The sequence below is a fragment of the Demequina sp. NBRC 110056 genome (genome assembly GCF_002090155.1).
In the GTDB taxonomy this organism is placed as follows: Bacteria; Actinomycetota; Actinomycetes; order Actinomycetales; family Demequinaceae; genus Demequina.
The window spans coordinates 66,840-79,533 of record NZ_BBRM01000005.1 but is presented as its reverse complement, the minus strand read 5'-3'; the positions used below and the strand labels follow the sequence as shown (position 1 = coordinate 79,533).

The window sequence follows — 12,694 nt, the reverse complement described above, 5'->3', positions numbered from 1 at the left end:
CGCTTCCCAGCGTGCCCGCTCCCGCGACGGGCGAGGGCTATCGGCGCGTCACCGCGAGCGACCCTCGCCGGACGTACTGTCGGCGGCCACCGCATCGGCGCTGCGCACGGCCACGGGCACCTCGGCGCCCGACAGGGGCGCGCCGGCGAGCTCCGCGTCGGCCAGCTCCGCGTCGGTCGCGTCCCCAGCGGCGAGCGCCGGGGCTTCGGCGCTCGGACGGGCCGTGACCAGGATCGCGGCGAGCAGCGCCGCGAGCAGGACGGCGCCCACGGACACCCACATGGCCGTGGTGAAGCCGTGCACGGCGGCGAGCGCGGGGTCGGCGGACGCCCCGCCGTTGGAGGTGAACCAATTCGTGGTCGCTGTGGCGGCGATGGTGTTGAGCAGGGCGATGCCGATCGACCCGCCCACCTGCTGCGTCGTGTTGAGGGTGGCGGACACCACGCCAGCGTCCGTGCCGCGCACGCCGCCGGTCGCGGTCGCCATCGACGGCATGAACGTCAGGCCCATGCCCAGGCCCAGGAAGATGAGTCCGGGGAACACGTGCACCCAGTACGACGAGCCGACGTCGATCTGCGTGAGGTAGGCCAGCGCGCCTGCCGCGGTGAGCAGGCCCGGGATCATCAGGCGTCGCGGGCCGACGCGGGGGAGCAGGCGCGCCGACAGCGCGACCGCGCCCGTCATCATGCCGACCACCATGGGCAGGAACGCCACTCCGGTCATCAGCGGCGAGAAGCCCTGGATGCCCTGCATGTAGTACGTGAGGAACAGGAAGACGCCGAACATGCCGATCTGGCTCAGGCCCACGGCCGCGAGAGCTCCGGCGCGGTTGCGGTCGCGCATGAGGTGCAGCGGCAGCAGGGCGTGAGGCGTGCGCCGCTCGACGAGGACGAACGCGACCATGAGGGCGACGCCAGCGGCGAGTGAGCCCAGCACGATGCCCGAGGTCCAGCCGTCCTGCTCGGCCTCGCTCAGGCCGAACACGATGGCAAGCAGGCCGCCCGTCGCGAGCAGCGCGCCGGGGATGTCGAGCCGGACGCGGACGCCGCCGGAGCGCGGGTCGTGGAGGAACAGCGCGGCGCCGATGATCGCGACGATGGCGATGGGCACGTTGACCATGAGGGTCCAGCGCCAGTCGACGTACTGGGTCAGCGCGCCGCCCAGGATGAGCCCGATCGCGGCGCCGCCGCCGGCGATCGCGCCGTAGACGCCCAGGGCGCGGGCACGCTCCTTGGCCTCGGTGAAGGTGACGTTGAGCATCGACAGCGCCGCGGGGGCGAGCAGGGCCGCGAAAACGCCCTGGAGCGCACGAGCGGTGATGAGCATCTCGAAGCTCTGTGCGAAGCCTCCGAGCGCGGAGGCCACCGCAAAGCCGCCGAGGCCGATCATGAGCGTGCGCTTGCGTCCCATGACGTCGCCGAGGCGGCCGCCGAGCAGCAGCAGGCCGCCGAACGCGAGCGTGTACGCGGTGATGACCCACTGGCGGTCGGCATCCGAGATGCCGAGGTCCGCCTGCGCCGTGGGGAGCGCGATATTGACGATGGTCATGTCGAGCACGACCATCAGCTGCGCGAGGCCGATCGCGGCCAGGCCCCACCAGCGGCGGGGATCGGGAGTGGAGTCCATGGGGGACCTTTCGGTGGTGAGCCCGCGACGGCGCGAGGCCGTTGCGGGCGGCGCTGTCCGGGGATGCCCGACGTGGGCGGGGTGCCGGCTCGGCCGGCGCCGGAAGGGCGGGGAAGGTCGTTGCGGAACTTCCTAGCCGTCCGGTAAGTTACGAGCGTGACGCTAGCCCTCAACTAGCCGGTCGTCAAGTTAGTTTGCCGAAGTTTTCTGGATCCACGAAGGAGAGACCCGCGATGGCGGAGGCCACCACCAAGCGACGAGGGGACACTCGGCAGCGCATCCAGGCCGTGGCGCTCGAGCGCTTCACCGACTTCGGCTACGACCAGACGTCGCTGCGCGAGATCGCCGAGGAGCTGGGCGTCACGAAGGCGGCGCTGTATTACCACTTCAAGACCAAGGAGGAGATCCTCGACTCCCTCCTGCGCAAGGTCTCGTCGGAGGTCGACGACCTCGTCGCGTGGATGGAGGACGGCCCGTCGACGCGCGAGCGTCGCCTCGAGATGATGGCGCGGTTGGCCGTGGTGACTCGCGGCGCCGGCGGCGGCGTGATGCAGTGCGTGCAGCAGAACGAGGCCGCGCTGTCGAACCTGGGCGCCACCACCGAGCTGGTGCATCAGATCAAGCAGCGACTGTGGAACGCGGCGCTGCCGGCCGACGCGTCGCTCGAGGACAAGCTCCGCGTGCGGATGGCGGTGATGGTCGTGCTGATCGCCAACAAGCCCGACAGCGACCTGGGCGGCACCGCCGACGAGCGTGCAGCGGCGGCGCAGACCGTCGCGGCCGAGCTGATGCCCTGAGCGCTCCTCCCCAGATCTGGCGATTCCTGAGCCGCTGATCCCTCAGTCACACGCTGGAGGATCGCGAAGCGCGCATGTGGGCGCGGTCGACACGAACCCAGGGGAGGGCGGGTCGCTCGCGTCAGGCGAGGACCGCGTCGCACACCTCGATCAGCCGCTCGCGCAGCGGCGCGGCGCGGCGGGTGAAGGCGCGCTGGCGGGCCGCGTACTCGGACTTGCCCTCGGGCGTCTCCACGGGGATCGCGGCGAGGCCATAGGACGACACGTCGTAGGGGGAGGCCTGCATGTCGACGCGGCGCACGTCCAGCGCGAGCTCGAAGCAGTCCAGCAGGAGGTCTCCTGGCACGGCGGGCCCGAGCTTGAGGCACCACTTGTACAGGTCCATCGTCGCGTGCAGGCAGCCGGGCTGGTCCATGCCGACCTGACCGTCGCGGGTGAGGGCGTGCGCGTTGCGCGGGACCGCGTCGGCCGTGAAGAACCGGAACGCGTCGAAGTGCGTGCACACCAGCGGGTTCGCCTCGACCGCGGCGTCGGTCCCCGCGCCGCCGAGGCGCAGCGGGAGCCCGTGCCGGCGTTCGGCGTCGTCGGAGCGGTAGACCATCGCCCACTCGTGCATCCCGAAGCACCCGAGAAGCGGTCGCCGGCCCGCGGTCGCCGCGAGCAGCCGCCGCACGTAGTCCACGGTGTCGCCGCGCGCGGCGCGAAACGCCTCGACATCGAGCGCAGTCACACCGTCGCGCTCGCCGTGCCAGCGCTGCGTGCTTCGCTCGCGGGCGTCGACCAGCCCGACACCAGCCCCCGGGTGCCAGCGACGCAGGTGTCGCGGCTTCGCGTTGTAGTACTCGAACAGGAAGTCCTCGATCGCGTGGCGCTCGCCGCGCGAGGAACGCGCCCGGTGGCCCGAGGTGAGCGCATCGGCGCGCTCGAGGTGCGCGGCCTCGAGCGACTGCCACGCGTCGCGCGTGAGCGCGGTCAGGGTCGCGGAGGCGGAGGGCATGCGCCCATTGTCCCGCACGGCATCGGTTCGCTAGCGAGGGGAGGGTGCGCGCGGCGCCCACGTGTCGGCGGCCGCCGCGGCAACGTTCGACATGACGCGCTCGAGCGGCCCCTGGCCGAGCGTGGCGCGCCACACGCACGCGAAGGCCACGAGCCCCAGCAGCAGCGCCACCAAGGAGACGTTCGACGGGCGGAGCACGATCGCGTCGCCCGCGGCCCAGATCACGAGGATCTGCAGCACGTAGAGCGTGAGGGCCATCGACCCCGCCGCGCGCAGCGGCCACAGCAGTCGTGGCGCCACGCGCGCGAGCCACAGGCACGCCCCCAGGACCAGGCACGCGACGCCCATGTTGCGGGCGACTTCCGCGGGCGCGTAGCCGTGGGGTTCGAGCGACCACCACCACGACCCGTCGCCGAGGGCGTCGGCGGCGAGCGTCACCGCGACCGCCAGGGCGGCCCCGCCGGCGACGAGCGAGCCCGCGACCGCATCGGCCCTCAGGCGCAGCCGGCCCAGCGCGAGTCCCACGAGGATGTACGCCATCCACACGAGCGCCGGGTAGCGGTGCGCCCACAGCGCGTCGAAGGGCGTCATGCCCAGGATGTCGCCATCGGTCGCGTCGTCGAGCACGCTCGCGACCCAGCCGCCGCCGACCACGAGCACGGCAGCGATGGACAGCAGCCAGCGGGTGCGCACCGCGAGCAGCGGCAGCGCGAGCAGGAACATCACGCCGAGCCCGGTGAGCACGACGTAGATGCGCGTCTCGAGCGCCGCGAGCACGAGACCCAGCGGGATGAGGATCGCCCCGCGCGTCGCGATGCGGATCCGGGTCGCCCGCAGGTGATGCGCGGTGACGTCAGCGATCGGCACGGTGCTGCGCCGCGTGAGCATGAGCGACATCGACACGCCCGCGAGCACCGCGAACAGCGCGGACGGGAAGCCGTGGGACACCCACAGCCAGCCCCAGCCGTCCGTCTCGGGCCCGCGGGTGCCGTCGTCGCCCACGTGTGCCGCGACCATGCCGAGCACTGCCACCGCGCGGGCGACGTCGAGTCCGTCGATGCGCGTCGGCGCGGCGGCGCGTGCCGGGGCGGGCGGGTCCACCGGGGTCATGGCGCCGCGCACGCGGCAAGCACGGACTCGCCCCACCGGTAGTGCGCTCCCAGGCACTCGTGCGCGACGTCGCCGAGCGACTGCTCCCCAGCCCACGCGTGCGCGGACGCGTCGAACAGCGTGCCGTCGTCGAGGTCGCGGACGGCTGCGACCGCGCGGGCGTGGCTGGCTGTCAGGAGCGCCCGCACCTCGGCATACGGCCGATGCGCGTGCTGACTCAGGATGTCCGCGTTCAGCTCGGCGAGGCGGTCCCATGTGTAGCCCGGCGCGGGGAACGCGGGCTCGACGCCCGCCGCCTCGTCGGCGATCCAGGACAGTAGCAGCTCGTGCCACCCGTGCAGGTGGACAAGCACGTCCGCGACGCGCTCGCCGGTCCACTCGGGAGCCACCGCGTGGTCCGGCAACGCGTCGGCGTGGTGGAGCAGCGCGGCGAGCTGCTCGTCGGCGTCGGCGATGAGCGCGTCGGCCGTGGTGGGCGTCATGCCTCGCATCGTAGGCAGACGTGCTCGCGGCGAGGAAGTCCCGACTAGGCTGGAGGCCATGCGCATCGCGAGATTCACGACCGGTGACGAGCCGCGGTATGCGGTCGTCGACGGGGAGCCAGGCCAGGAGGAGCTGGTGGTGCTCACCGGCGATCCGATGTACACGCCGGGGGAGGTGACCGGCGAGCGGATCCCGCTCACGGACGACGTCCGGCTGCTGGCGCCGGTGATCCCGCGCTCGAAGGCCATCTGCCTGGGCAAGAACTACGAGGCCCACGCCAAGGAGATCCCGCACCGCGGACCCGCGTCCGAGGTGCCCATCATCTTCCTCAAGCCCAACACCGCCGTCATCGGCCCCGACGACCCCATCGTGCTGCCGTCCTACTCGGACGACGTGCAGCTCGAGGCGGAGCTCGCCGTCGTCATCGGCCGCCTGTGCAAGGACGTCGCGCCCGAGCACGCCGAGCAGTACATCTATGGCTACACGTGCGCCAACGACGTGACGGCGCGCGACCTGCAGCGCGCCGAGGACCAGTGGTTCCGCGCGAAGGCCTTCGACACCTCGCTGCCGCTCGGGCCGTGGATCGAGACCGACCTGGCCGCCGACGACGCTCAGATCACGTCGCGCATCAACGGCGAGGTCGCGCAATCAGGCAACACCCGCGACATGATCCGTGACGTGACCGAGGCCGTGGCGATGGCGTCCGAGGTGACGACCCTGCTGCCCGGCGACGTCATCCTCACCGGCACCCCCTCGGGCGTCACCCGGCTCAACCACGCGGACATCGTCGAGATCGAGATCGAAGGGTTGGGCACCTTGCGCAACCCGGTGATCCGACGCTGACGCACCGCAGCCCCACCCACCCGGCCGACGCATCGGCCCTCCGTACCTCCAGGAGACCCTGACACTGTGACCGAGACTTCCGCCCCCGCCGTCCGGGTGCGCTTCTGTCCCTCGCCCACCGGAACGCCTCACGTGGGCCTCATCCGCACGGCGCTGTTCAACTGGGCGCACGCCCGCCACCACGGCGGCACCTTCGTGTTCCGCATCGAGGACACCGACGCCGAGCGCGACTCGCAGGAGTCCTACGAGCAGCTGCTCGACGCCCTGCGGTGGCTGGGCCTCGACTGGGACGAGGGCCCCGAGGTTGGCGGCCCGTACGCGCCGTATCGTCAGTCGGAGCGCCACGAGCTGCACATGGACGTCGCGCGCAGGCTCCTCGAGGGCGGCTACGCCTACGAGTCCTTCTCGTCGCCCGAGGAGGTCGAGGCCCGCCACAAGGCTGCCGGCCGCGACCCCAAGCTCGGCTACGACGGCTTCGACCGCGACCTCACCGAGGAGCAGAAGGCCGCGTTCCGCGCCGAGGGCCGCCAGCCCGTCATCCGCGTGCGGATGCCCGACGAGGACATCACGTTCACGGACCTCGTCCGCGGCGAGGTCACCTTCCCGGCCGGATCGATCCCCGACTTCGTCATCGTGCGCGGCAACGGCATCCCGCTGTACACGCTCGTCAACCCGGTCGACGACGCGCTCATGCGCATCACCCACGTGCTGCGCGGCGAGGACCTGCTGTCGTCGACGCCGCGGCAGATCGCGCTGTATCGCGCGATGGTCGAGCTCGGCATCGCCGAGCGGGTGCCGGAGTTCGGCCACCTGCCGATGGTCACCGGCGAGGGCAACAAGAAGCTGTCCAAGCGCGCGCCCGAGTCGAACCTGTTCCTCCACCGCGAGCGCGGCTTCATCCGTGAGGGCCTGCTGAACTACCTGTCGCTGCTGGGCTGGTCCATCGGCCCCGACCGCGACGTGTTCACCCCCGAGGAGCTCGTCGCTGCGTTCGACGTCTCCGACGTGAACCCCAACCCCGCGCGCTTCGACCTCAAGAAGGCCGAGGCGATCAACGCGGACCACCTGCGCGCCCTGCCCGTGGGCGAGTTCGTGAACCGCATGGTGCCGTACCTCCACGCGAGCGGCCACCTGTCGACGCCCGACACCCGCGAGCTCACGCCGCACGAGGAGCAGGTGCTGGCCGAAGCCGCGCCGCTCGTGCAGACGCGCATGAACCTGCTGGGCGAGGCGCCGGGCATGCTCGGCTTCCTGTTCGTGGGCGACGAGGAGCTGCCCTACGAGGAGGCCGCGCTCGCGAAGCTGCCGGACAACGCCGCCGAGGTGCTCGACGCCGCCATCCACGCGCTGCAGGGCATCGAGGACTTCTCGCCCGAGGCGCAGCAGCAGGTGCTGCAGGCGGTGCTCGTCGACCAGATGGGCATCAAGCCGCGCTTCGCCTACGGGCCGCTGCGCGTCGCGGTCACCGGACGGCTCGTGTCGCCGCCGCTGTTCGAGTCCATGGACATCCTGGGCCGCGAGCACGCGATCGCGCGCCTCAAGCGCCTCCGGGCCACCCTCTAACCCCGGTCGCGTGCGCACCCAGCCCGCGCGTGGGCGCTCCCGCGAGGTGACCGCGTGATCAGGGGAGTGCTGCTGGACGTCGACGACACCCTCGTCGACACCCGCGGCGCGTTCCGGCATGCGCTGCTGCGGGTCGCGGACGAGTACCTGCGCGACGGGCTCGATCCCGACGACGTGGTGAGGTTCTGGCGTGAGGACCGCTCCGGCTGGTACCGGGCCCACACGCGCGGCGAGATGACGCACCGCGAGCAGCGCCAGCGGCGCGCGAACGAGCTTCACGCGGCGTTCGGCGGCCCAGCCATGGACGACGCGGCGTACGACATCTGGGACGCCGGCTTCGAGCGCCACTTCCGCGAGGGATGGCGTGCGTTCGACGATGCCCTGCCGTTGCTCGATGCGCTCGACGGCGCGGGGCTGGTCTTCGGCTCGGTCTCGAACGTCGACCTCGCGTACCAGGAGCTCAAGCTGGCCACCTGCGGGCTGGAGCGGGTCGAGATGTTCGTGGGGGTCGACACCTTCGGCTTCGGCAAGCCCGATCCGCGGGTGTTCGTCGAGGGATGCCGCCGATTGAACCTCGACCCTTCCGAGGTGGCGTACGTGGGGGACGAGCCCGACCTGGACGCCGTCGGGGCCGCCGATGCGGGCCTCACCGGGGTCTGGATCGACCGACCGGGGACGCGGCGCGGCTGGGACGCGGAGTCCGGACAGCTGGACCCGCGGGTGGTGCGCGTCGAGTCGCTGCACGAGGTGGTCGGAGCGCTGCTCGACCTGGCTTGACCCATTCGGCGCCGCCACTCGCTGGCCCCCGCTCGGGCTGAGGCGTAGCGTGCGAGAGAGGGCGCGCCCGGAGCGCGCCTCCTGAGGGAGCGCGATGGCCGAGCTCGAGACGATCGACGTCGACGACGTCGGCGAGCGCTCGTCGCGACCTGCGCACGCGCGATGGCGCCCGCGACCGCCGAGGTGGAGATCGCTGCCGTGGCGCTGGGCGCTGGCGGTGGGCGTCCTCGCCGCGGCGCTGCTCGCCGTGGACGCGTCACGGTCCGCCGACGAGACCGATGCCCGGCCGAGCGAGATCGGTCAATTCAGCGGGCCGGTGCTCAGCGGCGAGCAGCGCGTGCAGATCATGCACCACACCTGGCTCGCGCAGCAGGCGGTGGCCGAGTGCATGGCAGCGCGGGGCTTCTCCTATGCCCCGGATCCGCGCGAGGACCGCCAGCATCGCGACGCGGTCGCCGCGGAGCTCGGCGTCGAGGCGGCCGCGCCTGCTGACCCGCTGGCGTCGCCGACGCTGCTCAACCTGCACACGCGCGCCGGCATGACCGAGGCCACGGGGGCCGAGTGGGACCGGGTGCTCACCTCCAAGGCCGAGCAGGATGGCTGCGCGCCGCCGCATCACCTGCTCTACATCGAGGACGAGGGCGACGTCGCGTGGGCGGTGCGAGCGGCACGCGCGGACGAGGGCTTCCAGCGCTACCTCGCGTCCGAGCTGTGGCTCGCGGACCACCCCGTGGCGTGGGCCCGAGCGGCAGCGCTCGTGGGCACGGCCGATGCGCTCGCCAAGCAGGCGGCGGTCGTGGTGGACGGTGACGACGCGGCGGGCGTGTGGGAGGGCGCGGCCGCCGACCTGTCCGCAGCGGTCGGCACGGCGCTCACCTGGGTGCCGGACGCTCCGGTGCGGGGGCCGGGGCGCGTCGATCTCGCGGGCCTGACCGCCGACGGCGGCGTGCTGGTGGTGCGGGCACGCGCCGAGGGCGCGGCGCCGTTGGAGGCCTCACAGGTCGCCCTCGCCGGCCCCGTGGTGTGCGGCGACGTGACGGTGCAGGTCGCGGCGTGGCCCGCCACGTCTGACGCCGAGGCGGTCGCGCAGCAGGCAGCGACGGCCATCGCGAACGGCCCGTGCGCGGGACCGGGGCTGGTTTTGCGGGAGGCCGCGAGCACGGTAGAGTAGTGCGCCGGTCGGGGTTCTGCTCCGGCCCGTTGGCCTATGGTGTAATTGGCAGCACGAAGGTTTCTGGTTCCTTTAGTCTTGGTTCGAGTCCAGGTAGGCCAGCCAACAGCGAAAGACCCGCTCCGGCGGGTCTTTTCGCTTTCCCAGCCCGCGCATCGGCCCTCCCCGGCGACCGCATCGGCCCTCCGCCGGTTCCGGCCCCGCAACCCGCCCCGACAGTTCCGAACGTCGCCGTTCCGACACGCCGGCGCGTGGCGCGTTGGAGGGCGCTCGGCGCGGCGAGCCGCCGTTGAGATGTTCGAAACTGTCGGGCGGGCGGGGTGTGACCGAGCGGGCCTAGGACTCGTCGTCGGTCGACAACGACAGGTGTTCGCCGTCCCAGCCGGCCGTGACGCAATCGCCCTCGCCGAGCGATCCGTCGACGATCGCCTTCGCCAGTGCGTTGAGCAGACGCGTCTGGATGAGGCGCTTGAGGGGCCGGGCGCCGAAGGCGGGGTCGAAGCCGTCGCGCGCCAGCGCCTCGCGCAACTTGGGCGTGACGGTGAGCGCGATGTCCTTCTGTGCGGCGAGGCGCGCGGCCGTCCTCGCGATCTCGGAATCGACGATGCCCTTCATCGCGGACGCATCGATCCGGTCGAAGATCACCACGTCGTCGAGCCGGTTGAGGAACTCGGGCCGGAACGCCTGCTTGAGCACACCGTGCAGGCCCGCCTCGAGCGTGTCGCGATCCTCCCCGTCCCACGCGAGCACCAGGTCGGAGCCCAGGTTCGACGTCATGATGAGGATCGTGTTGGTGAAGTTCACCGTGCGGCCTCGGCCATCGGTGAGGCGGCCGTCCTCGAGCACCTGCAGCAGCACGTTCCATACGTCCGGGTGGGCCTTCTCGACCTCGTCGAAGAGGACGATCGAGTAGGGGCGCCGACGCACGGCCTCCGTGAGCTGGCCTCCCTGGTCGTAGCCGACGTAGCCCGGGGGAGCGCCGATGAGGCGTGCGACGGCGTGCGACTCCATGTACTCGGACATGTCGATTCGCACCATCGCGCGCTCGTCGTCGAACAGCTGCTCCGCCAGCGCGCGGGCGAGCTCGGTCTTGCCGACGCCCGTCGGGCCGAGGAACAGGAACGAGCCGATGGGGCGGTGCTCGTCCGCGATGCCCGCGCGGGCGCGGCGGATCGCATCCGACACCGACGCGATGGCGCGGTGCTGGCCGACGACGCGCTCGTGGAGCCGGTCCTCGAGGTGGCCCAGCTTGGCGGACTCGTCCGTCAGCAGCTTCTCCACCGGCACGCCGGTCCACTTCGCGACCACACCTGCGATGTCCTCGCCGGTGACCTCCTCGCGCAGCATGCGCTCGGCGGGAGGGATCGCGTCGAGCTCGGCTCGCGCGGCGGCCATCTCGTCCTCCGCCGCGGGGATGTCGCCGTAGCGGATGCGGCCTGCGCGCTCGAGCTCCCCGTAGCGCTCAGCACGCTCGAGCTCGCCGCGCAGCGCCTCGAGGCGTTCGGTCGCGCCGCTGACGCGGATGATGAGGTCCTTCTCGCGCGCCCAGTGCATGTTCAGCGACTCGGAGTCCGTCTTGAGGCGCGCGATGTCCGCGTCGATCTGCTCGCGGCGCTCACGCGCGGCCTTGTCCTTCGCCACCTGGGTGCGCTCGATCTCGAGCTGCATGATGCGACGGCGGGCGCGGTCGAGCTCGATCGGCATGGAGTCGAGCTGCATCTTGAGCGCGCTGGTGGCCTCGTCGATCAGGTCGACGGCCTTGTCGGGCAGGAACCTGTCCGCGATGTAGCGGTCGGACAGCCGCGCCGACGCCACGATCGCCTCGTCGGTGATCTTGACGCCGTGGTGGACCTCGTACTTCTCCTGGAGGCCGCGCAGGATGGCGATCGTGTCCTCGATGGAGGGCTCGCCCACGTAGACCGGCTGGAACCGGCGCTCCAGGGCGCTGTCGGACTCGACATGCTCGCGGTACTCGTTCAGGGTCGTCGCCCCGATCATGCGCAGCTTGCCGCGCGCGAGCATGGGCTTGAGGATGTTGCCCGCGTCGACGGAGCCGTCGGCCTTGCCGGCGCCCACGATGGTGTGGAGCTCGTCGACGAAGAGGATGATGCGGCCCTCTGCGGCCTCGACCTCGGCCAGGATCGCCTTGAGGCGCTCCTCGAACTGGCCGCGGAACGCGGCGCCCGCCACGACGGAGCTCATGGCGATCTCGATGACGCGGCGGTCCTTGAGGGAGGAGGGGACGTCGCCGGCGACGATGCGTTGGGCGAGGCCTTCGACGATGGCGGTCTTGCCCACGCCGGGCTCGCCGATGAGGACGGCGTTGTTCTTGGTGCGTCGCGTCAGGACCTGCATGACACGGCGGATCTCCTCGTCGCGTCCAATGACGGGGTCGAGGGAGCCGGTTTCGGCGAGGGCGGTGAAGTCCTGGCCGAACTGCTCGAGGGCGGACTGCTGCTCCTGCGTGTCAGGAGCCTGCGGCGTGGCGGTCATGTGAGCCTCCTGGTAGATCTGGTGTGCAACTCGGAGTTGAGTCGCACGCGCTCAAGTTTACATAATGCGTTGCGCGACGGCAAGGGGATCGTGCGACGGGGGAGCAGTGCACGGATTGGCGTCGAGGGCCGTGGATGCTGTAGAGTCTTATCTCGCGCCAGACACCCCGGAGGGTGGCTGGAGGCTAGGGCCCCGTTGTGTAGCGGCCTAGCACGCCGCCCTCTCAAGGCGGTAGCGCGGGTTCGAATCCCGTCGGGGCTACGGAACGACTCCTCACCGCTTGCGGTGGGGAGTTCTTTCGTTTCCGAGGGCGGTCAGGGCCGCGACGTCCTCGACGCTGGCGAGCTGCGCGCGCCAGGCCCTGACCAGCTCGGGCGGCGGCGTTCCGCACGCCGGGTCCTCCGCCGGCCGGCGCGGCCTGCGCCGCGCGATCGCGTCGTAGACCCGGTCGCGCGCCGCGCGCGGAACCGCCCGCATCGCCGCTCCGGCGCGCCACGGCCACCCCAGCTCGCCGAGGACCCCGGCGACCGCATCGGACCTCGCCAAGGGGCCGTCGGCGGTGGCGACCACGAGGGTCGACTCCGCCACGGCGCGGTCGAGTCCCATCGCGTCGAGCGTCGCCTGCCCGACCTCTCCGGCGCTGCCTGCGATGAGAAAGCGCGCCCCGGGGTCGTGGCGGATCAGCCACGCGACGAAGCCGTTGCACAGGCCGCAGTCGCCGTCGAAGATCACGATGGGGCGAGAGGAGTGCGGCACTCTCGAACCCTACGTGGAGAGCGGCTGCCGACGGCATGCGACGTGCATTCCCAACATTGGTAGCATTTCGAGCGATCC

The 12,694-nt window shown here is 71.8% G+C and carries 11 protein-coding genes and 2 tRNA genes; 7 read left to right on the top strand and 6 right to left on the bottom strand.

Annotated elements, in window-relative coordinates; translation table 11 throughout:
- Positions 1 to 48 precede the first annotated feature (48 nt).
- Positions 49 to 1,626 carry an MFS transporter gene (locus B7K25_RS08530; RefSeq protein ID WP_084105431.1) on the bottom strand — a complete coding sequence of 526 codons (1,578 nt, stop codon included), beginning with the start codon at positions 1,624 to 1,626 and terminating at the stop codon, positions 49 to 51.
- A 233-nt stretch (positions 1,627 to 1,859) separates the two neighbouring features.
- Between B7K25_RS08530 and B7K25_RS08525 the strand changes: the two genes are divergently transcribed.
- Positions 1,860 to 2,423, top strand: coding sequence for a TetR/AcrR family transcriptional regulator (locus B7K25_RS08525; RefSeq protein ID WP_084105429.1), 564 nt, complete (start codon positions 1,860 to 1,862; stop codon positions 2,421 to 2,423).
- A 121-nt stretch (positions 2,424 to 2,544) separates the two neighbouring features.
- Here B7K25_RS08525 and B7K25_RS08520 read toward each other — a convergent pair whose 3' ends face one another.
- From B7K25_RS08520 to B7K25_RS08510, 3 genes are read right to left on the bottom strand one after another with little or no spacing between them, the layout of a single operon-like run.
- On the bottom strand, positions 2,545 to 3,420 hold the full coding sequence (locus tag B7K25_RS08520) for a 3-methyladenine DNA glycosylase (protein ID WP_084105427.1): 876 nt from the start codon (positions 3,418 to 3,420) through the stop codon (positions 2,545 to 2,547).
- A 30-nt stretch (positions 3,421 to 3,450) separates the two neighbouring features.
- A complete protein-coding gene (locus tag B7K25_RS08515) occupies positions 3,451 to 4,530 on the bottom strand; it encodes a heparan-alpha-glucosaminide N-acetyltransferase domain-containing protein (RefSeq protein ID WP_144018936.1) in 1,080 nt (359 codons plus the stop codon).
- On the bottom strand, positions 4,527 to 5,012 hold the full coding sequence (locus B7K25_RS08510; protein WP_159450165.1) for a ClbS/DfsB family four-helix bundle protein: 486 nt from the start codon (positions 5,010 to 5,012) through the stop codon (positions 4,527 to 4,529). Before B7K25_RS08510 ends, B7K25_RS08515 begins: the two co-directional genes overlap by 4 nt.
- A 58-nt stretch (positions 5,013 to 5,070) precedes the next feature.
- Here B7K25_RS08510 and B7K25_RS08505 point away from each other — a divergent pair, with 58 nt between their 5' ends.
- The 5 genes from B7K25_RS08505 to B7K25_RS08485 all read left to right on the top strand — a co-directional run bounded on the left by B7K25_RS08505 (position 5,071) and on the right by B7K25_RS08485 (position 9,472).
- Positions 5,071 to 5,856, top strand: a complete 786-nt coding sequence (locus B7K25_RS08505) for a fumarylacetoacetate hydrolase family protein (RefSeq protein WP_084105421.1) — start codon at positions 5,071 to 5,073, stop codon at positions 5,854 to 5,856.
- 66 nt (positions 5,857 to 5,922) lie between these two features.
- Entirely contained in the window at positions 5,923 to 7,419 is a 1,497-nt protein-coding gene (gene gltX / locus B7K25_RS08500) for a glutamate--tRNA ligase (protein WP_084105419.1), read from the top strand.
- 54 nt (positions 7,420 to 7,473) lie between these two features.
- Positions 7,474 to 8,196: an HAD family hydrolase gene (locus B7K25_RS08495; RefSeq protein WP_084105417.1), complete on the top strand. Its 723-nt coding sequence runs from the start codon at positions 7,474 to 7,476 to the stop codon at positions 8,194 to 8,196.
- Positions 8,197 to 8,290: 94 nt separating this feature from the next.
- Positions 8,291 to 9,367 carry a hypothetical protein gene (locus B7K25_RS08490; RefSeq protein ID WP_084105415.1) on the top strand — a complete coding sequence of 359 codons (1,077 nt, stop codon included), beginning with the start codon at positions 8,291 to 8,293 and terminating at the stop codon, positions 9,365 to 9,367.
- Positions 9,368 to 9,397: 30 nt separating this feature from the next.
- Positions 9,398 to 9,472 (top strand) — tRNA-Gln (locus B7K25_RS08485).
- Between the two features lie 231 nt (positions 9,473 to 9,703).
- Here the strand turns inward: B7K25_RS08485 and B7K25_RS08480 are convergent.
- Complete coding sequence (locus tag B7K25_RS08480; RefSeq protein WP_084105413.1) at positions 9,704 to 11,860, bottom strand: ATP-dependent Clp protease ATP-binding subunit; 2,157 nt, start codon at positions 11,858 to 11,860, stop codon at positions 9,704 to 9,706.
- Between the two features lie 188 nt (positions 11,861 to 12,048).
- On the opposite strand from B7K25_RS08480, the gene B7K25_RS08475 reads away from it, so the two are divergent.
- A tRNA-Glu gene (locus B7K25_RS08475) sits at positions 12,049 to 12,121 on the top strand.
- Positions 12,122 to 12,133: 12 nt separating this feature from the next.
- Here B7K25_RS08475 and B7K25_RS08470 read toward each other — a convergent pair.
- On the bottom strand, positions 12,134 to 12,616 hold the full coding sequence (locus B7K25_RS08470; protein WP_084105411.1) for a thiol-disulfide oxidoreductase DCC family protein: 483 nt from the start codon (positions 12,614 to 12,616) through the stop codon (positions 12,134 to 12,136).
- Between the last annotated feature and the right edge of the window lie 78 nt (positions 12,617 to 12,694).

What these genes read in the sequence shown, in the direction of transcription:
- B7K25_RS08505 (WP_084105421.1), top strand. Translation starts at nt 5,071, where the DNA reads ATGCGCATCGCGAGATTCACGACCGGTGACGAGCCGCGGTATGCGGTC.
- B7K25_RS08510 (WP_159450165.1), bottom strand. Translation starts at nt 5,012, where the DNA reads ATGACGCCCACCACGGCCGACGCGCTCATCGCCGACGCCGACGAGCAG.
- B7K25_RS08490 (WP_084105415.1), top strand. Translation starts at nt 8,291, where the DNA reads ATGGCCGAGCTCGAGACGATCGACGTCGACGACGTCGGCGAGCGCTCG.
- B7K25_RS08515 (WP_144018936.1), bottom strand. Translation starts at nt 4,530, where the DNA reads ATGACCCCGGTGGACCCGCCCGCCCCGGCACGCGCCGCCGCGCCGACG.
- B7K25_RS08480 (WP_084105413.1), bottom strand. Translation starts at nt 11,860, where the DNA reads ATGACCGCCACGCCGCAGGCTCCTGACACGCAGGAGCAGCAGTCCGCC.
- B7K25_RS08520 (WP_084105427.1), bottom strand. Translation starts at nt 3,420, where the DNA reads ATGCCCTCCGCCTCCGCGACCCTGACCGCGCTCACGCGCGACGCGTGG.
- B7K25_RS08525 (WP_084105429.1), top strand. Translation starts at nt 1,860, where the DNA reads ATGGCGGAGGCCACCACCAAGCGACGAGGGGACACTCGGCAGCGCATC.
- B7K25_RS08530 (WP_084105431.1), bottom strand. Translation starts at nt 1,626, where the DNA reads ATGGACTCCACTCCCGATCCCCGCCGCTGGTGGGGCCTGGCCGCGATC.